Raw genomic sequence first — 19171 nt, 5'->3', positions numbered from 1 at the left:
TCAGGCGCCGCTCAAGCCGCCGTCGCGTCCTGCTTCGCGCAGTCCGCGCACAGGCCATGCACTTCCAGCGTCTGCGCCTGCGGCATGAAACCGAGCGCGCGCGCGCTGGCATCGAGCGAGTCGACGATGGCCGCGTCTTCCAGTTCGGTCGCGGACTGGCAGTTATCGCAGATCAGGAACGGGACCGCGTGCGACTCGCCGCCGGGATGATGGCAGCCGACGAAGGCATTGATCGAGGCAAGCTTGTGGATGAAGCCGTGCTCGAGCAGGAAATCGAGCGCGCGATACACCGTCGGCGGCGCCGCGGCATCGTGCGTGGCCTTCATCTGGTCGAGCAGGTCGTAGGCCTTGATCGGACGGCCTGCATCCGCGATCAGGCGCAACGCGTTGGCGCGGATCGGGGTGAGCCGCAAGCCGCGTTCCTCGCACGCGCGCTCGACCTCGCGCACGAAGGCATCGCCATCGTGGACGTGGTGCTTGGGATCGGTGCAGGCGTGCGAATGGTCCATCGCGGTTCCGGGAGGCTCAGATCCTGATTTAGGCCCCGACCGGCAGCTTTGCAAGGGCCGCATCGATGCGTTTCACCGACTCGCCCTGCCCCGCCAGGTACACGGTGTGCGAGATGTCCGGGCTCACCTGGCTGCCGGTGATGGCCACGCGCATGGGCTGGGCGACCTTGCCCATGCCGATGCCGAGCGCTTCGGCGGTCTCGTGCAGCGCAGCGGCCACCGATTCCGCGGTCCACGACGCCAGCTTCGCCAGTCGCTCGCGCGCATCGGCCAGCGGCGCCTGCGCGGCGGCGGTCAGGTGCTTGGCCACGGCGGCATCGTCGTAATGCGTCAGCGGCTGGAACCACACCGCGGCGCGCTCGGCCATGTCCTTCAGTGTCTGCACGCGATCGCGCAGGGCGACCACGATGTCGGCGGGCTTCGGGCCGTTCGCCAAGTCGTAGCCGTTGTTGCGCAGGTGCCACTCCAGATGCGTGGCGACCGCGTTCGGATCATCGCTCTTCAGATACTGCTGGTTGAGCCAGCCGAGCTTGGCCGGATCCAGGCGCGACGCCTTCGCGTTCACGTCCTTCAGGTCGAACAGCGACGTCATCTCCGCGATCGAGAAGATCTCCTGGTCGCCGTGCGACCAGCCCAGCCGCACCAGGTAGTTCAGCAGCGCATGCGGCAGGTAGCCCATCTCGCGGTACTGCATCACGTCGGCGGCGCCGGTGCGCTTGGACAGCTTGGCGCCATGCTCGTCGAGGATCATCGGCAGGTGCGCGAAGTGCGGCACCGGCTTGCCAAGCGCCTGGTAGATGTTGATCTGGCGCGGCGTGTTGTTGACATGGTCGTCGCCGCGCACCACGTCGGTGATCGCCATGTCGATGTCGTCGACCACGACGGCGAAGTTGTAGGTCGGATAGCCGTCGGAACGGAAGATCACCAGGTCGTCGAGCTCGGTGTTGCTGATCTCGATGCGGCCCTTGACCTTGTCCTCCCACGCAACCACGCCATCAAGCGGGTTCTTGAAGCGGATGACGCGATTGGGATCGTCGCGATGCCCCGCATTCTGCTCGCGGTACGCGCCGTTGTAGCGCGGCTTCTCGTTCTTGGCCATCGCCGCTTCGCGCATGGCTTCCAGTTCTTCCTTGGTCTCGTACGCATAGTAGGCGTGGCCGGACGCAACCAGCTGCCCGGCGACTTCGCGATAACGGTCGAGGCGGTGGGTCTGGTAGATCGGCCCCTCGTCGTAGTCCAGGCCCAGCCACTGCATGGCATCGAGGATCGCGTCGATCGCGGCCTGCGTGCTGCGCTCGCGGTCGGTGTCCTCGATGCGCAGGATGAACTGCCCGCCGTGGCGGCGCGCCTCCAGCCAGCAGTACAGCGCGGTGCGCGCGCCGCCGATGTGCAGGTAGCCGGTGGGACTGGGGGCGAAGCGGGTGCGGGTCATCTGCAGCTCGGGAACGGCGGAAAGAGGGCAATTTTAGCGGAGCCGGGATGGCGCCGGCCCCGCAGACCGGCAAATAACCGCCGCGACAGCCAGGTGCCGCGCGGCCGGCCGACGATGTGGGCAACGGCGGCAGGTTTGGCGGAACGGCGTCCCGCCCTAAAATGCCCGCATGACCACCCTTTTCATTTCCGACCTGCACCTCGATGCCGAGCGTCCGCAGGTCACCGAGCTGTTCGGCCGTTTCCTGCGTGAAGAAGCCCGTGGCGCCGATGCGCTGTACATCCTCGGTGACCTGTTCGAGGCCTGGGTGGGCGACGATGATCCGTCGGAAACCGGCGATTTCGTGGCGCGCGAGCTGCGCGCGCTCGCCGAGGGCGGCCTGCCGGTGCACTTCATCCGCGGCAACCGCGATTTCCTGCTGGGCGACGCCTACGCCCGCCGCGCCGGCATGGCGATCCTGCCCGATCCCGCCGTGGTGGTGCTGTACGGCGAACCGACCCTGCTCATGCACGGCGACACCCTGTGCACCGACGATCTCGCCTACCAGCAGTTCCGCGCGCAGGTGCGCAATCCGGCGTGGCAGCAGCAGTTCCTGGCGCAGCCGCTGGCGGGGCGCCTCGCCTTCGCACAGCAGGCGCGCGCGGCGAGCAAGGCGCACCAGGCGGGCCTGCAGGACAAGGGCGCCATGGAAACCATCACCGACGTCGCGCCGGAAACCGTGGCTGCAACGCTGGCGCGCTTCGGGATCGCGCGTTTGATCCACGGCCACACGCACCGGCCGGCGATCCATGAGCTGAATGTCGACGGACGGAAGCACCAGCGCATCGTGCTGGGGGACTGGTACGACCAGGGTTCGGTGCTGCGCGTTTCCAAGGACGCTGCGACACTTTCTTCGCTGTAGCGCAGCACGGCGCAATTCTTCGCGCGCCGCGGCGCGGTCAAGCCTGTCGAACGGCAAGTGTGCGGGCGGCGCGGTACGACCAAGGCTCGGTGCTGCGCGTTTCCAAGCACGTCGCGACGCTTTCGGCGCTCTAGCGCGGCGGTCGCATCTCCTCGCGCGCCGCGGCGCAAGCCGGTCGAACGGCAAGTGTGCAGGCGACGCGGTACGACCAGGGCTCCGTCCTGCGCGTATCGAAGAACCGCGCTGCGCTCGAGACGCAGTAGCGCTATTTCGCCGCTTCGCCACAACCCTTGTACGTGGTGGCGCCGTAGATGAAGGTCGCCACGTACTCGTAGCGGTTGTCGGACATGCCGTCGCTGCATTCGCCGGGAGTCAGGCCTAGGTGGAAGTCGCGGTCGCCGTCCTTGCCGATGAAGACGAAGCCGACCAGCGACGGCACGCGGCGCCCATGCATGACAGTTCCTTGCTGGTTCTCGGGCGTGGTGAACACCAGCGTGTCGCCGTCCACGCGCGCGCCCCAGAACGGCTCCGTGCCGAAGCCGCGGAACGCCAACACCGGCTCGTGCTCCTGACCTGGGGCCCGCTTGCCCTTTGGGGCCTGCGGCAACGGTTGGCCTTGCGGCGGCGTGGAATCACTCATGCCGGGAACCTCCTTCGCAGTGGCCGCTTCGCTTGCGGGCGCGGGTGACTGCGTGTGGCGCGGGCACGCCGACAGCAACAGCACAGCGACCAGGATGGCGAACGAATGATCGATACGCATTGATCAGGCTCCTTCGGGACGCGCGCACGCTAACGGCGCGCATGTTAGCGAGCGGTGACGCCCGCGGCCGCGGCGGCCTCGGCCTGCAGGCTCTGCAATTCGTCCGCGTCGAAGCCCGCTTCCAGCCGTGCCGCGGTGTTGAACGGCCCGTGCAGCACGCCGCCGGCGTATTCGCGCAGCAACTCGCGGAAGCGCGATCGCGGCTCGACCCCGGCGCGCCCGCAGTACCAGCGGTACCAGCGCGAGCCCGCGGCAACGTGCGCGACTTCCTCGCGCAGGATCACCTTGAGGATGTCGGCGGTCGTGACGTCGCCGAGCGAACGCAGCTTCACGATCATGCCGGGCGTGACATCCAGGCCGCGCGCTTCCAGCACCCGCGGCACCAGCGCCATGCGTGCGAGCCCGTCGTGCGCGGTCTTCTCGGCCATTTCCCACAGGCCGTTGTGCGCGTCGAAATCGCCGTAGTCGTAGCCCAGCTGCTGCAACCGCTCGCGCAGCATGGCGAAGTGGCGTGCCTCGTCGTGGGCGACGCCGATCCAGTCGGCGTAGAACTGCGCCGGAAGGCCGCGGAAGCGATAGGCCGCATCCCAGGCCAGGTCGATCGCGTTGAACTCGATGTGCGCGACGGCGTGGATGAAGGCGGCCAGCCCCTCCTTGCTGCCGAAACCGCGCCGGGGCAGCTCGCGCGGGTGCACGAGCTTCGGCCGCGGCGGACGCCCCGGCATGCGGATCGGCTCCGGCGCCGGGGCATGCTCGGGGATGGCGAGTTCGCCGCGATGGAACGCCGCGACGGCAGCGAACGTGCGCGCAAGCTTGTCCTCGGGCGCACCCGCGTCGAGGCACCCGCGCGCGGCGTCGAACAGCGACGTCATGCCCGGCTGCGCCGCGTCAGGACGCGCGGCGGGTCTTCTTGGCCTCGTCGGAACGCAGCTGCTTGATGCGCTCGAAGTAGCCTTCCTCGATGCCGGTGACGTAGTGGCCGTTGAAGCACGACGAATCGAAGTGCTCCATGCGGTGCTTCGGGCCCGACACCGCTTCCTCGAGATCGGCGAGGTCCTGGTAGATCAGCCAGTCGCAGCCGAGCAGCTTCTGCACGTCCTCCTCGCTGCGGCCGTGGGCGACGAGTTCCTCGGCCGAGGGCATGTCGATGCCATAGATGTTCGGGAAACGCACCGGCGGCGCGGCGGAAGCCAGGTAGACCTTGCGCGCGCCGGCGTCGCGGGCCATCTGCACGATCTGCTGCGAGGTGGTGCCGCGCACGATCGAATCGTCGACCAGCAGCACCACACGGTTGCGGAATTCCAGCGGGATCGGGTTGAGCTTGCGGCGCACCGACTTCGTGCGCTGGCCCTGCCCCGGCATGATGAACGTGCGGCCGACGTAGCGGTTCTTGATGAACCCTTCGCGGTATTTCACGCCGAGCACGTTGGCGATCTCCAGCGCGGCGTCGCGCGAGGTATCCGGGATCGGGATCACCGTGTCGATGTCGTGGTCGGGCATCAGGCGCAGGATCTTCTCGCCGAGCTTCTGGCCCATGCGCATGCGCGCCTTGTGCACCGAGATGTTGTCCATCATCGAGTCGGGGCGCGCGAAGTACACGTATTCGAAAATGCAGGGTGTGTGTTCCTGCGGCTCCGCGGTCTGCTGCGTGAACAGCTCGCCGCGTGCGGTGACGACGATGCATTCGCCCGGGGCGACGTCGCGCACGCGTTCGAAACCGAGCAGGTCGAGCGCGACGGATTCGGACGCTACGGCGTATTCGTCGGAACCGTTCTTGGTGCGCTTGCCCAGCACCAGCGGACGGATGCCGTGCGGATCGCGGAACGCGACCAGGCCCAGGCCCAGCACCGTGATGACGACCGCATAGCCACCGACGCAGCGGCGGTTGACGCCTTCGATAGCCTTGAACACGGCCTCCGGCGTCAGCGCCTTCTGCAGGCTCAGCTCGTGCGCGAACACATTGAGCAGCACCTCCGAGTCGGATTCGGTGTTGACGTTGCGCAGGTCCTGCTCGAACACCTCGCGGCGCAGCTTGTCGGTGTTGATCAGGTTGCCGTTGTGCGCCAGCGCGATGCCGTAGGGCGAATTCACGTAGAACGGCTGCGCTTCATCGGAGCCTTCCGAACCCGCGGTCGGGTAGCGGCAATGGGCGATTCCGAACCGGCCCTGCAGCAACTGCATCGAGTTCTCGTCGAACACGTCGCTGACCAGGCCATTGCCCTTGTGCACGCGCAGCTTGCCGCCATCGGCGGTGGCGATGCCCGCCGCATCCTGGCCACGGTGCTGCAACACCGTCAGGCCGTCATAGAGCTGGGCGGCGACATCCGTGTTGCCGACGATTCCAAGAATGCCGCACATAGCCGTGAACCTTCGTTTTCAGTGGACCCGCTTGGCGTCCGGCGCTGAACCGTTCGCAGGCGAATCCGGGGTTACCAGTTTCGGATCCGCCGGTTTCGCCTGCTTGCGCGGCGAAACCGGCGGGAGGAATTCGGGGATCGCTCCCGGCAGCGCGCGGTCCGCGAGCGCTTCGGGAATCGACGCGGGCAGGCCTTCCGTCATGACCCGCTTGAGTTGCTCGGTCTGCGCCTGGACCAGCGCCTGCAGCGAAGTGCCCCGGCCTTCCAGGTCGACGCGCTGCGCCATCCACGGCGGCATCGCGCCACGCATCCATTTCGCGGCCGGCAACAGCATCGCGACACCTCGGGACTCGTGCCAGGCGCGCTTGCCGGGGATGCTGGTCAGGCCCAGCATCAGCAGCAGCGCGCAGGCGAAGACCAGACCGCGCACCACGCCGAGGCCGAAGCCGAACAGGCGATCCACGCCCGACAGTCCGGCCTCCTGCGCCAGCCGGCGGATCACCAGGCCAACCAGCGCCACCGCAATCCACACCACGGCGAAACTGAGCGCATAGCCGCCCAGGTATTCGCCCCAGCCCAGTTGGCCATCCGTGACCAGGCTGCGACCGACGTCGCCTCCGAACAGATATGCGGCCAGTCCCGCCAGCAGCCAAGCCACCAGCGACATCACCACGCCAATCATTCCGCGCAGCAGGCCGAGCAGGCCCGAAATGCCGATGATCAGCAGCAATACCCAGTCCAGCGCCGTCATGGCTTGTTGCTCCTAAACCACTTGCCTGACCGCGCCCGACGCAGATCGCGTCACGGGTGCGGCTTGACGATCGCGTCGCCGATCCCGAGCTTCGAGGCGACCTGCACCTTCAGCTGGTCCGCTTCCGCGCGCGTCAGCACGGGGCCGACGCGGACGCGGCTGAGCATGCCCTTGTCGGTCCGCACCGATTCGACGAAGGCGCGCAGGCCGGCCGCGCGCGCGCGGTCGCGCAGCTTGTTGGCCTCGTCGGCGCTCGAGAACGCACCCAACTGCACCGCGAATCCGGTGCCAGCCGCGGCCGGCGCGGCATGCTTGGCCGCGGCAGTCGTCGTCGGCGCGGGCGGCTGCGCCGCGGGCTTGGGCGGGACCGGTTTGGAAGCGGCCGGCTTGGGCGCGGCGTCCGCGGGCTTGGCCGGTGCCGGCGTGGCCGCTGCGAGCGGCTCGGGCTTCGACGGTGGCGGGCTGGCCGCCGCCACGGGCTGCGGGACTGCAGGCGCGGGCGCGGAGGCGGCCGGCGTGGTGGTCTGCGCGTTCAGTACGATCACCCGGGTCGCGACATCGTCGCGCACCTGCGCCGCGCGCAGGCGCGCGGATTCGGCGTCGGCCTGGGTCGCGAACGGGCCAATGCGCACGCCGTACAGGGTGCGGCCGTTGTCGGCCGCCGCTTCCTGGTAGGCCGGCAACTGGGCCTTGCCCAGTGCCGCCACGACCTTGTCGGCGTCCGCCGCGGTCGCGTAGCGACCGAAGGTCACCGCGTAATCGCCGCCCGCGGTGCTGGCCGGCTGCATGCCGCCCGGCGCGGCATCGGACACGGCCGTGGCGTCGGACGCATCGTCGGACTGGCTCGCATCCATGCCGACCACGCCGCTCGCGGGCGCCGCGCCCGGCGCGACCAGCGGCAATTCGCGGGTCTGCAGGCTGCCGTCGCCAGCCGGGGCTTCGGGGAGCTTGAGGGGGACATCGGAGACGCCGCTTTCGGGCGCCGGACCCTTGATCAGCATCGGCAGGAAGATCACCGCCAGTGCCACCAACACAACTGCACCGACCACACGCTGCTTCAGGGCGGGTTCCATCGATTCGGGGGCCTCGGGGGAATGCGCGGGAATTATAGCGTGCCGCGCCGCCCGGCCCCGTGCTCCGGATGAACGCGCGCCACGCGATCAGGCGCGCGCCTGCAACTCCTTCAATGCATCCGCCACCGTGTGGAAGGAGCCGAATACCAGGATCCGGTCGCCGCCCGCGGCCGCCGCGAGCGCCCCGCGCAACGCCGCGGCCACGTTCGCATGGCGCGCGCCGGCCTCGGCCGCAGTGCCCTCGAGCCGGTGCGCGAAGCCCGCCACGTCGGTGCCGCGTGGCCCGTGCGCGTCCAGCCCCGCCAGGTGCCAGCCGTCGATGCGGCCGGCGAGCGCGTCGGCGACGCCGCGCACGTCCTTGTCGCCCAGCGCGGCGAATACCGCCAGCGTGCGGCCCGCTACCGGCGCCGTATCCAGCCACGCGGCCAACTCGCGCGCCGCCTGCGGGTTGTGGGCGACGTCGACGACGACCTCCACCCCATCGAATACGAATCGCTGCAGACGTCCGCGCACCTCGGCCCGGGCGACGCCGCTGGCGATCGCCGCGGCCGGCAGCGAGCCGCCGAGGGCTCGCAATGCGGCGATCGCGGCGGCGGCGTTGCGCAACTGCGCCGGCGCCGCCAGTCGCGGCAGCGGCAGGTCGGCGAGCGCATGCCGGGTCTCGCGCCATGTCCAGTGCCCGGCCGCCGGTGGCGTCGCATCGGTGGGAATGAAGCGGTTGCCGCGACCGTCGGCGGTCTCGAAGAAGAAATCGCAGCCCGCGCGGATCGCCGACGCGCCGATCGCGTACGCATGGCGCAGCACCGACGCCGGCGGGTCGTCTTCGCCCAGCACCAGCGGCTTCCAGGCGCGGGCGATGCCGGCCTTCTCGAAGCCGATCGCCTCGCGGTCGTCACCGAGGTAATCCTGGTGGTCCAGGTCGACCGTGGTGATCACCGCCACGTCGGCATCCACCAGGTTGGTCGCGTCGAGCCGGCCGCCGAGCCCGACCTCGAGGATGGCCAGGTCGAGCCGGCTGCGTTCGAACAGCCACAACGCCGCCAGCGTGCCGTATTCGAAATAGGTCAGCGGCGTGTCGCCGCGCGCGGCCTCGATCGCCTCGAAGGCCGCGACCAGGGCGTCGTCGCCGGCGTCCTCGCCATCGGTGCGCACGCGCTCGTTGTACGCGAGCAGGTGCGGGGACGTGTACGCGCCGACTCTGCGGCCCGCTGCACGGGCAATCGCCTCGATGAAGGCAACCGTCGAGCCCTTGCCGTTGGTACCGCCCACGGTGATGACCTTCTTCGCCGGCTTCTTAAGTCGCAGGCGCGTGGCCACCTCACGCACCCGCTCCAGGCCCATGTCGATGGTCCTGGGGTGCTGGCGCTCGATGTATGCGAGCCATTCGGCGAGTGTTTGCGGCATGTGCACATTGTAGGGCGGGCCTTGGCCCGCCTTCGATCTGCGACGCGTCCGCACGGCGGGCCAGGCCCGCCCTACGTCCTCACAACGCGCGGTGCACCGCCTCCCCGAACAGCGCGGTGTGGTGGCTGCAGTCGTTGAGCCGGACCACGTCGAGATGGTCCACGTCCGGCCCCTCGAGCAGGTTCAGCGTGGTCGGCGCCTGCCGGAACGACCACAGCTTCGCCAGCGGCATGCCCAGGATCCGGCACAGCAGCACGCGGTTGACCGCATCGTGCGCGACCACCAGCAGGGTCTCGTGCGCGCCCATGCCCGCACAGGCATGCGCGAACGCCGGCCAGGCGCGATCGAGCACGTGCTGCAGCGATTCGCCTTCGGGCATCAGCACTTCGTGCGGTTGGTGGCGCCAGGCATGCATGCGGTCGGGATCGCGTTCGCGGATTTCTTCGGCGAGCAGCCCTTCCCAGGTGCCGTGGGCGATTTCCTTGAGGCCCTCATCGAGCGTGAGCATCGCCGCGCGTTCTTCGCCCAGGGCGAGTTGCGCGGTGCGTGCCGCGCGCACCAGCGGCGAGGCGACGGCGCGGTCGATGCGCACGTCGGCCAGGCGCTCGCCCAGCGCGCGCGCCTGCACCTCGCCGATGGGCGACAACGGGATGTCTTCCTGGCCCTGGTAGCGGCCTTCGGCGTTCCACGGCGTTTCGCCGTGGCGAGCGAGCAGGATCTTCATGCTTACACCTGCTGCAGCGCGAGCACGCCGGGGGTGGCGCGCAGCTTGTCCAACTGCGGCTCGCTCAACGGCTGGTCGACGGTGATCGCCGCACGCGCCTGGCCGTCGCCGGCGGCGCCGAGGGCGAAGTTGACGATGTTGATGCCCGCCGCGCCCAGCAGCGAGCCGACCGTGCCGATCATGCCGGGGCGGTCCTCGTTGCGCATCAGCAGCACGCTGGCCTGCGGATCGAACTCGATCTCGACCCCGTCCAGGCGCACCACGCGCGGACCGCGATGCAGCGTCGCCTCGATCTCGCGCGGCTTGTTGCCGCCTTCGACGCGGATGCGCAGCAACCGGTCGAAGCCGTCGCCGTCGCCGCCCACGGTTTCGGCCACGACCAGGCCGCGGCCGGCGGCTTCCTGCAAGGCATTCACGGGAGTGACGCGGCCCGAATGCGTGCCGAGCAGCGCGGCAACGAGCAGGCGCGTGAGCGGCCGGGTGTCGAGCGCCTCGGTGCGACCGGCGTAAGTGATGGTGAGCCGGGTGGGCGCGTCGACCAGGCGCGCGGCGAGCTTGCCCAGCGCGGTCATCAGCGGCATCCACGGACCGACCTCGCGCGCGGCCTCGGCAGTGAGCGGCGGCAGGTTGACGCAGCCGGCGACCGCGCCGGTAGCGACGAAGTCGATGATTTGGCGGGCGAGGATCGTGCTCACCGCCTGCTGCGCCTCGCTGGTCGATGCGCCCAGGTGCGGGGTGAGGATCAGCTTGGGATGCCTGCGCAGCGGCGAGTCGCTCTGCAGCGGTTCCGTCGCGAAGGTGTCGAGCGCGGCGCCGCCGAGATGGCCCTCGTCGAGCAGGCGCAGCAGCGCGGCCTCGTCGACCAGGCCGCCGCGTGCGGCGTTGATGATGTAGGCGCCCTTCTTCATCGCGCGCATGCGCTCTTCCGAGAGCAGGTTGGTGGTTTCCTTGGTGCGCGGGATGTGCAGGGTGACGATGTCGGCCCAGGCCAGCAGTTCGTCCAGCGACTTCAGCGGCACGCTGCCCTTGCCCGCCGCGGAGGCGGGCAGGAACGGATCGTGCGCGGCGACTTCCATGCCGATGCCCTGCGCCTTGCGCGCGACGGTGCCGCCGATGCGGCCCAGGCCGATGACGCCGAGCTTCTTGCCTTCCAGTTCGAAGCCGGTCAGGCCCGCCTTGGGCCATTCGCCGGCCTTCATGCCCGCATCGGCGCGCGGGATGTGCCGCGCCAGCGCGAACAGCAGCGAGATCGCGTGCTCGGCGGCCGCCAGCGTGTTGCCGTCGGGTGCGTTCATCACCGCGATGCCCTTGGCAGTGGCGGCTTCGACGTCGATGGTGTCGACGCCGGCGCCGGCACGGCCGATCACCTTGAGGTGGGGCACGTTGGCGAGCGCCTCGGCCGGCACCTTGGTGGCCGAGCGCACCAGCACGGCGTCGACGTCGGCGAGCGCCAGGGCGAGGACCTGGGGGTTTTTGATCGGATCGGCGGCGACGAGGACGTCCCATCCCGCTTCGCGGAACAGGGCCAGGCCGTCTTCGTGGATGCCATCGCAGGCCAGTACTTTCATCGCAAGCTCCTAAGTGAGGGGAGCGCGGAAAGCCTGCGAGCCGGCACAGCGTGAAACCAGTGGCGCCGGGCAACGGATGCAGCTGTTGCGGGACGCACGCGTCGCACGGGGCGTGGACGCATTGACACTCACGGGTCGGGAGACGGGGCCGGCTGGCATGGGAATCCGCGACGGGCACAGCCTAGCAGACGCGGCACGCGGATTCGCAACAGTTGCTGATGAAACGTGCCATGAAAACGCATTCAGCGGGCGCGTACGATGCGGCCTCTTCCCGCACCCAGGACGCGAACCATGAACCAGCAGGTCAAGGGCCCCTTCGACGTGAAGCGCACGGCCATGGAGGCCGTCGATGCCGGCGGCGACGCCAGCTTCGGGCGCATGCGCTTCGAGAAGCGCTTCCACGGCGGGCTGGAGGCGACCAGCGTCGTGGAGATGCTCAGCGCCGGCAACCCCGCCACCGGATCGGCGGGCTACGTCGCGGTCGAACACGTGGTCGGTTCGCTGCAGGGGCGCCACGGCCGCTTCATGCTGCAGCACAGCGGCACGATGAACCGCGGGCAGGCGTCGCTGACGCTGAAGGTCGTTCCGGACTCGGGCACCGGCGAACTCGCCGGCCTGCACGGCCGCATGCAGATCGACATCGCCGAGGACGGCGCGCACTTCTACACCTTCGACTACGCCATCGATTGAGCCACATTCCTGGCGAACGAAAACGGGCCGGCAATGCCGGCCCTTGCGTGCTACCAGTCCTGCCCGCTTACTCCGCCGGCAGGTTCATTTCCCGCAAAAGGTGCGGTGCCGGATACACCTTCGCCAGCAGCCAGCGCAGATAGCGCAGGTCGACGTGGATGGCGCGCTTGTAGCGCGGATCGAACATCCAGCTCGCGCTCACCGCCTCCCAGTTGCTGTCGAAGTTCAGCCCGATCAGGCGTCCGCGCGCATCCATCACCGCCGATCCGGAGTTGCCGCCGGTGGTGTCGAGGTTGGTGAGGAAGTCGACCGTCTGCGTCTTCAGGCTCGGCTCCGCCGTGCTGCCGAAGTCGCCCCTGGCGATCGCCGCGCGCAGCGGCTGCGGCACGTTGAACGGTTCCCCGCTGGTGTGCTTCTCGAGGATGCCCTGCACCGTGGTCAGCGGGCGGTAGCGCACGCCGTCGCGCGGGTCCATGGCGCTGACGCGGCCGTAGCTCACGCGCAGGGTCGAGTTGGCGTCCGGATACACCGCGCGGCCCTGCGACTTGCGGAAGCCGATCAGCGCGCGCATGTAGGCCGGCCGCAGGCGCAGCAGTTCGCCATTGCTGGCCTTGCTCTCGTCCTCCAGGCGCAGGATCGCCGGCAGCAGCGTCGCGGCGGCCTGGAGCAGCGTGTCGCTCGACGCCGCCAGCTTGGCGCGGTCGGCCTGCATCGCACCAAGGCGCTCGTCCTCCGCACCGAGCTTCGTTCCCGCGTACAACGCATCCAGCTTCGCCCCCAGCTGCGCCGTGGTCGATCCGAACACGGCATCGAACTCGGGCAGGTGCTGGGCCGCGGGCAACGCCTGGTACTGGCCGACCAGGTCGGCAAGCAGCGCCTTCTCGACGCCGGGCGCGTACCGGCGCTGCACCTGCTTCAACTGGCCACTGATCGGCACTTCATCGCGTTGCTGGTAGCCGGTTTCGCGCTGGGCATCGGGCTTGCCGCGCTCGTACGCCAGGCGCTGCAGCGTGACCGCCGAACGCAGCAGCTGGGTCTGGGCGACGATCGCGCCGAGCAGCTGGTCGCGCTCGCGCATCGCCACGCCCTGGTCGAGCACGGCCTGCGCGGCGGCGATGTCGGCGCGCGTGGCGGCGGCATCGGACTGCTTGTCCAGCCAGGCGTACATCGCCTGCTCGTCCGCGCGCCGCACCTTGACCGCATCGCTGCGGCGCAGGCCGTCGAGCTCGCCCTGCGCGCGCTTGAGGCTGTTCTTCAGGCTGCGCACCTGCGCGGCATAGGCGACGCGCGCGGCTTCGTCCTTCGCCGCGGTGCCTTCGATGGTGTCGATCATGCGCTGGTACAGCGCGACCCGCGACGGCAGTTGCCATTCGACCTGGTTGGCGAACTCCGAGGCCATGCGATGGCGGAAGGTCACGCCGGGGTATCCCGCGAGCATGGCGTAGTCGCCTTCCTTGAAGTTCTGCGTCGACACCTGCAGGTGCGCGGGCGGCACGAAAGGAACGTTGTCGGGCGCGTAATCGGCCGGCTTGCCGTCCTTGCCGACATAGGCACGCAGCAGGGTGAAATCGCCGGCATGGCGCGGCCAAACGAAGTTGTCGACTTCGCCGCCGTAATTGCCGATGTCGTTCGGCGGCGCGTAGACCAGGCGCACGTCGCGCAGTTCCAGCTGGCGCACGAGATAGAAGTCGGTGCCGTAATACATGTTGGCGACGCTGCAGCGGTAACCGGCTTCACGCTCGCACTCGGCCACGACCGCCTTGGTCGCATCGTCGACGGCGTCGTAGTAGGCGCGCCCCTGCTTGCCCCTCGCACCGGCCAGGATGCGGTCGGTGACGCGGTCGAAGCCGGTGGTGACCAGCACGCGATAGTCGGGGTTGGCAGGCAGCTCGGCGTTGCGGTCGGCGGCGATGTAGCCGTCCTTGATGAGGTCGCGCCGCGGCTTGGAGTTGTACTGGATCACGCCGAAGGCGACGTGGTGGTTGGTCAGCACCAGGCCTTCGTTCGAGACGAATGCGCCGCTGGCGCCGCCGACCTTCACGATGGCGCTCATCGGCGGCTTGGCCAGTTCGGCCAGGTCGCGCGGATTGCCCTTGAAGCCGGCGGCCTTCATCTGCCGGGCGATGTCGGGCAATTGCGAAGGCATCCACATGCCTTCGTCGGCATGCGCGGTGGCGCTCAGCAGGAGCGGCAGGGACAGGACCAACAAACGGCGGCGCATGGTCGGCATGTGCGGGAAAGGTGCGGAGTCGGGAGCCGGCGACGATAGGCGATGCCGCGGGCCCGCGGCAAACCGTGCATTGCGGCAAAGCGCCCGGGCCGGCCGTGGCGCCGCCCCGGCGTATAATTTCGGCCTTCTCGCCGCTTCGTCCGCGGCCCCCACGCAAGGCAATCCCCATGTCGCAAACGATGAAGGCGCTGGTCAAGCGCGAAGCCACCAAGGGCATCTGGATGGAGCACGTGCCGGTCCCAACGCCGGGTCCGAACGAGGTCCTGATCAAGCTGGAGAAGACCGCGATCTGCGGCACCGACCTGCACATCTACCTGTGGGACGAGTGGAGCCAGCGCACGATCAAGCCGGGCCTGGTCATCGGCCACGAATTCGTCGGCCGCATCGTCGACATGGGCCCCGGCGTGACCGGCTACAAGCTCAACCAGCGCGTCTCGGCCGAAGGCCACATCGTCTGCGGCCATTGCCGCAACTGCCGCGCCGGCCGCCAGCACCTGTGCCCGAACACGGTCGGCATCGGCGTGAACCGCAATGGCGCCTTCGCCGAATACATCGTGATGCCGGCGTCGAACCTGTGGCCGATCCCGGACCAGATCCCGAGCGAGCTGGCTGCGTTCTTCGATCCCTACGGCAATGCCGCGCACTGCGCGCTCGAATTCGACGTGGTCGGCGAGGACGTGCTGATCACCGGCGCCGGCCCGATCGGCATCATCGCCGCGGGCATCTGCAAGCACATCGGCGCGCGCAACGTGGTGGTCACCGACGTCAACGACTACCGCCTCAAGCTCGCCGCCGACATGGGCGCGACGCGCGTGGTCAACGTCACCAACACGTCGCTGAAGGACGTGATGAAGGACCTGCACATGGAGGGCTTCGACGTGGGCCTGGAAATGAGCGGCAACCCGCGCGCGTTCAACGACATGCTCGACTGCATGTACCACGGCGGCAAGATCGCGATGCTCGGCATCATGCCCAATGGCGCCGGCGCCGACTGGGACAAGGTCATCTTCAAGGGCCTGACCATCCAAGGCATCTACGGCCGCCGCATGTACGAGACCTGGTACAAGATGACGCAGCTGGTGCAGGGCGGCTTCCCGCTCGGCAAGGTGCTCACGCACCAGCTGTCGATCGATGAATTCCAGCAGGGCTTCGAACTGATGGAAGCGGGCAAGGCCGGCAAGGTCGTGCTGAGCTGGAACTAAAGGACGATCCCATGTCGCTGACCCAACGCTACGCCGAAACCCTCAAGGAAATCCGCGCCGCCGGCCTGTTCAAGTCCGAGCGCATCATCACCTCGCCGCAGTCCGCCGAGATCACCCTCGCCGACGGCCGCACGGTGCTGAATTTCTGCGCCAACAACTACCTGGGCCTCGCCGACCATCCCGACGTGATCGCGGCGGCCAAGGACGCGCTCGACACCCACGGCTTCGGCATGGCTTCGGTGCGCTTCATCTGCGGCACGCAGGACCTGCACAAGCAGCTGGAGCAGACCATCGCGGACTTCTTCGGCACCGAGGACACCATCCTCTACGCCGCCTGCTTCGACGCCAACGGCGGCCTGTTCGAGCCGCTGCTGGACGAGAAGGACGCGATCATCTCCGACGCGCTCAACCACGCCTCGATCATCGACGGCGTGCGCCTGTGCAAGGCCAAGCGTTACCGCTACGCCAACTGCGACATGGCGGACCTGGAGAAGCAGCTGCAGCAGGCCAAGGCCGATGGCGCGCGCACGATCATGATCACGTCCGACGGCGTGTTCTCGATGGACGGCTTCATCGCTCCGCTCGACGAGATCACCGCGCTGGCGAAGAAGTACGGCGCGCTTGTGCACATCGACGAATGCCACGCGACCGGCTTCCTCGGCGCGACCGGCCGCGGCTCGGCCGAGGTCAAGGGCGTGATGGACAGGATCGACATCTTCACCGGCACCCTGGGCAAGGCGATGGGCGGCGCGCTCGGCGGTTTCACCACGGCGAAGCGCGAGGTGATCGAACTGCTGCGCCAGCGTTCGCGGCCGTACCTGTTCTCCAACTCGCTGCCGCCGCACGTGGTGGCCGCGGGGATCAAGGCGTTCGAGATGCTGTCCGCGGCCGGCGAGTTGCGCGAGCAGCTGGCGGCCAACACCGCCTACTTCCGCGAGCAGATGACCGCCGCCGGCTTCGACGTGAAGCCGGGCGTGCATCCGATCTCGCCAGTGATGCTCTACGACGCGCCGCTGGCGCAGAAGTTCGCGGCGCGACTGCTGGAGGAAGGGATCTACGCGATCGGCTTCTTCTTCCCGGTGGTGCCGCAAGGCCAAGCGCGCATCCGCACGCAGATGTCGGCGGCGCACACCCGCGAACACCTGGATCGCGCCATCGCAGCCTTCATCAAGATCGGCCGCGAACTGGGCGTGATCAAGGGCTGAGCCACCGAGAGCCGTGGCCGGCCGCCCCGGCGACGCTCGCTTCGACGCTTACCTGCCATTGCCACGCAAACGAAAACGCCTCGCGCGGGCCCGGGCCGGCGCGAGGCGTTCTGCTTTGGAGCGGCTTACTTCGAGCCCTTCTTCGGCTCTTCTTCCTTCGGCTTGGCCGGAGCACCGGTCGCGACGCGGTAGCCGTTCTTCTTCATCCACGCATCGAAATCGTCGGCAGTCATCTTCTTGCCGTCCTGCGTCATGTTGAAGCGCTTGCTGTCCGGCGCCAGCGTGGGCGCGGCAGGGGCGGCCTTCGGGGCAGCCTTCGCCGTCTTCTTCTTGGTGTTCGCCGCTTCCAGCGTGCCGTCCATGCGGATGGCGGCCTCGGCCTTGGCGTGGCTGGCGTCCAGCGCGGTCGCCATCAGCAGCGTATCGGCGCCATGGCGCGAATCGAGCGCGGGTGCTTCCTTCGCCAGGAGGGCTCCGCTGAAAAGCAGGCACGGCAGTGCCACCAGGATCTTGCGCATGAGGTGTTCCCCTAAATCCCCCGTCCACCGGGTGTGTGCGTAAGAAACCACGGGGCCGGCGCAAAAAGGGTGCGAACAGGCACATTTCCGCAAAGGCCCATGGACCATCGCTCGCCGTGCTGGCGATTGCGTGGCATGGCGCACAGTTGGCCGACTTCGAGGTCGGCTTAACGCTTCAGGACAAGCTGGCGACTTCCCCCGCGCTCAGCAGCCGCCACTGCCCCTTGGGCAGGTCTCCCAAGGCGACCGGTCCCACCGCCACCCGCACCAACCGCAGCACGTTGATGTCGAAGCATTGCAGCAGCCGGCGGATCTGCCGGTTGCGACCCTCGTCGAGCACGATCTCGAGCCATGCGTTGCGCCCGCCCGTCCGCAGGAGGCGGGCGGATTTGGCCCGCAGCGATTCGCCTTCGTCGAGCGTTCCGTGCTCCAGCGCCGCCAACAACTCCGCGTCGGGGATCAGATCGACCTGGACGTGGTAGGTCTTGTCGGGACCAGTCCGCGGGTCGGTGATGCGGGCAGCCCATTCGGGATCGTTGCTGAACAACAGCAGGCCTTCGCTGGCCCGGTCGAGACGGCCGACCGGCGCGAGCCACGGGAGCGGGCCGCCCTCCAACTGCGCGCCGTCGAAGCAGCGATAGACCGTATCGCGGCCGCGCTCGTCGCGCGCCGTCGTGACCAGTCCCCGTGGCTTGTTGAGCATCACGTAAAGGCGCCGTGCGGACTCCACTCCATGCCCATCCACCACGATGCGCTGGCGGCCATCGGCGGTGATCGGAAACTCCGGATCCAGGATCACGCGGCCGTCGACGCTCACGCGGCCGGCCGCGATCCAGCGCGCGGCCTCGGTGCGCGAGCACATGCCGCGCTTGGACAACACGCGAGCCAGACCGTGGCGCAGCGCGCCCTGCTTCATGCGCAGCTTTCCGCTTACTTCTTCTTTTCGGCCTGCTTGGGCGCCTCGGCCGGCGCCGGAGCCTGAGCCGGGGTCGTAGACTGCGTGCCCTTGGCGACACGTACGCCGCGCGCCTTCATCCAGGCGTCGAATTCTTCCGCAGTCATGCGCTTGCCGTTCTGGCTCATGTCGAAACGCCAGGGCGTGTTGTCGTATTGCGTCCTGGGCTGGTAGGCCGCGGGATTCGACGACGATGGCAGCGACGGCGCCAAGGCCGGCGCCGCCTTCGCCACGGCGAGGCAATCCCGCAGGCGCTGGCGCATCAGCACGTTGTCGACGGCGAGGGTTTCATCGACCGCCTGGGCCAGCACGCCATTGGGCGCACCCAGTTGGTGGGTGGGCGCTGCCAGTTCCGGGGCGAAGGGTGCAATCAGCGTGGGTTGCACCGGAAGTCCCGGGGCCGCCGCGGCGGCACATGGATTTCCGGCCTGCGCATGGGCGGCGCACGCGAGGCAGAACAGGACCAAACCGGTTGCCATGCGCTGCATTCCTGTTCTCCTCGAGCCTCGTGGCGGCGGAGTGTAGCGCGGACCGCATGCACGCCCCGCGAGGAACGAGCGGTACCTGCGGATGGCGTCCTAGCCGAATGCCAAAAAGACGAAGCCCGGCACGAGGCCGGGCTTCGATGAGGCAGCTGGCGTCCGATCAGTTCTGGACGTTCAGCTCGGTGCGGCGGTTACGCTCGCTCTTGCAGCCCGGCAGGGTCTGGCCCAGGTCTTCCAGCGGACGGCTCTCGCCGTAGCCGTTCGGACCGGTCAGGCGCGCGGCGTCGATGCCGTTGCTGGTCAGGTAGTCGTACACGGCGCGCGAACGACGCTCCGACAGGGCCTGGTTGTACGCGTCGCTGCCGCACTGGTCGGTGTGACCGGCCACTTCGGCCTTCAGCTCCGGA

At 68.8% G+C, this 19171-nt stretch carries 19 protein-coding genes; 4 read left to right on the top strand and 15 right to left on the bottom strand.

Translation table 11 applies throughout. The features are described from left to right. Positions 1–11 precede the first annotated feature (11 nt). Together BP05_RS13990 and gltX are read right to left on the bottom strand one after the other, a co-directional pair. A complete protein-coding gene (locus BP05_RS13990) occupies positions 12–509 on the bottom strand; it encodes a transcriptional repressor (RefSeq protein ID WP_496364510.1) in 498 nt (165 codons plus the stop codon). Between the two features lie 28 nt (positions 510–537). Further along, entirely contained in the window at positions 538–1941 is a 1404-nt protein-coding gene (gene gltX, locus BP05_RS13985) for a glutamate--tRNA ligase (protein WP_496364508.1), read from the bottom strand. A gap of 169 nt (positions 1942–2110) precedes the next feature. Here gltX and lpxH point away from each other — a divergent pair, with 169 nt between their 5' ends. Next, on the top strand, positions 2111–2842 hold the full coding sequence (lpxH, locus tag BP05_RS13980; protein WP_496364506.1) for a UDP-2,3-diacylglucosamine diphosphatase: 732 nt from the start codon (positions 2111–2113) through the stop codon (positions 2840–2842). Positions 2843–3107: 265 nt separating this feature from the next. Here the strand turns inward: lpxH and BP05_RS13975 are convergent, their stop codons facing one another. The 8 genes from BP05_RS13975 to serA all read right to left on the bottom strand — a co-directional run bounded on the left by BP05_RS13975 (position 3108) and on the right by serA (position 11479). Next, positions 3108–3602: a COG3650 family protein gene (locus tag BP05_RS13975; RefSeq protein ID WP_496364504.1), complete on the bottom strand. Its 495-nt coding sequence runs from the start codon at positions 3600–3602 to the stop codon at positions 3108–3110. 44 nt (positions 3603–3646) lie between these two features. Further along, positions 3647–4474 carry a ferritin-like domain-containing protein gene (locus BP05_RS13970; protein WP_496364502.1) on the bottom strand — a complete coding sequence of 276 codons (828 nt, stop codon included), beginning with the start codon at positions 4472–4474 and terminating at the stop codon, positions 3647–3649. Positions 4475–4490: 16 nt separating this feature from the next. Further along, complete coding sequence (purF, locus tag BP05_RS13965) at positions 4491–5960, bottom strand: amidophosphoribosyltransferase (RefSeq protein WP_496364500.1); 1470 nt, start codon at positions 5958–5960, stop codon at positions 4491–4493. Between the two features lie 18 nt (positions 5961–5978). After that, positions 5979–6710 (bottom strand): CvpA family protein, encoded by a 732-nt coding sequence (locus tag BP05_RS13960; RefSeq protein ID WP_496364498.1) that lies wholly within the window; start codon positions 6708–6710, stop codon positions 5979–5981. A 50-nt stretch (positions 6711–6760) separates the two neighbouring features. Continuing rightward, positions 6761–7783, bottom strand: a complete 1023-nt coding sequence (locus BP05_RS13955; RefSeq protein ID WP_496364496.1) for an SPOR domain-containing protein — start codon at positions 7781–7783, stop codon at positions 6761–6763. Between the two features lie 87 nt (positions 7784–7870). Beyond that, positions 7871–9187 carry a bifunctional tetrahydrofolate synthase/dihydrofolate synthase gene (gene folC / locus BP05_RS13950; RefSeq protein ID WP_496364494.1) on the bottom strand — a complete coding sequence of 439 codons (1317 nt, stop codon included), beginning with the start codon at positions 9185–9187 and terminating at the stop codon, positions 7871–7873. A 79-nt stretch (positions 9188–9266) separates the two neighbouring features. Continuing rightward, positions 9267–9911, bottom strand: a complete 645-nt coding sequence (locus BP05_RS13945) for a histidine phosphatase family protein (RefSeq protein WP_496364492.1) — start codon at positions 9909–9911, stop codon at positions 9267–9269. A 2-nt stretch (positions 9912–9913) separates the two neighbouring features. Continuing rightward, entirely contained in the window at positions 9914–11479 is a 1566-nt protein-coding gene (gene serA, locus BP05_RS13940; protein WP_496364490.1) for a phosphoglycerate dehydrogenase, read from the bottom strand. Positions 11480–11770: 291 nt separating this feature from the next. Here serA and BP05_RS13935 point away from each other — a divergent pair, with 291 nt between their 5' ends. Then, positions 11771–12169 (top strand): DUF3224 domain-containing protein, encoded by a 399-nt coding sequence (locus BP05_RS13935; protein ID WP_496364488.1) that lies wholly within the window; start codon positions 11771–11773, stop codon positions 12167–12169. Positions 12170–12236: 67 nt separating this feature from the next. Here BP05_RS13935 and BP05_RS13930 read toward each other — a convergent pair whose 3' ends face one another. Then, positions 12237–14399, bottom strand: coding sequence for a S46 family peptidase (locus BP05_RS13930; RefSeq protein ID WP_496364486.1), 2163 nt, complete (start codon positions 14397–14399; stop codon positions 12237–12239). A 167-nt stretch (positions 14400–14566) separates the two neighbouring features. On the opposite strand from BP05_RS13930, the gene tdh reads away from it, so the two are divergent. Next, complete coding sequence (gene tdh / locus BP05_RS13925) at positions 14567–15601, top strand: L-threonine 3-dehydrogenase (protein ID WP_496364484.1); 1035 nt, start codon at positions 14567–14569, stop codon at positions 15599–15601. Between the two features lie 11 nt (positions 15602–15612). Further along, positions 15613–16806 (top strand): glycine C-acetyltransferase, encoded by a 1194-nt coding sequence (kbl, locus tag BP05_RS13920; RefSeq protein WP_496364482.1) that lies wholly within the window; start codon positions 15613–15615, stop codon positions 16804–16806. Between the two features lie 125 nt (positions 16807–16931). Here kbl and BP05_RS13915 read toward each other — a convergent pair whose 3' ends face one another. From BP05_RS13915 to BP05_RS13900, 4 genes are all read right to left on the bottom strand, one after another. Then, positions 16932–17324 carry a hypothetical protein gene (locus BP05_RS13915; RefSeq protein ID WP_496364480.1) on the bottom strand — a complete coding sequence of 131 codons (393 nt, stop codon included), beginning with the start codon at positions 17322–17324 and terminating at the stop codon, positions 16932–16934. Positions 17325–17499: 175 nt separating this feature from the next. After that, positions 17500–18240, bottom strand: a complete 741-nt coding sequence (locus tag BP05_RS13910) for a pseudouridine synthase (RefSeq protein WP_496364478.1) — start codon at positions 18238–18240, stop codon at positions 17500–17502. 14 nt (positions 18241–18254) lie between these two features. After that, complete coding sequence (locus BP05_RS13905) at positions 18255–18767, bottom strand: hypothetical protein (protein ID WP_496364476.1); 513 nt, start codon at positions 18765–18767, stop codon at positions 18255–18257. A gap of 157 nt (positions 18768–18924) precedes the next feature. After that, the coding region (locus BP05_RS13900; RefSeq protein WP_496364474.1) for an OmpA family protein at positions 18925–19171 on the bottom strand (247 nt) is incomplete at its 5' end.

The organism is Lysobacter oryzae DSM 21044 (assembly GCF_059568595.1).
Note: the sequence above shows the minus strand (reverse complement) of the source record. Positions and strands in the feature narration are given on the sequence as shown.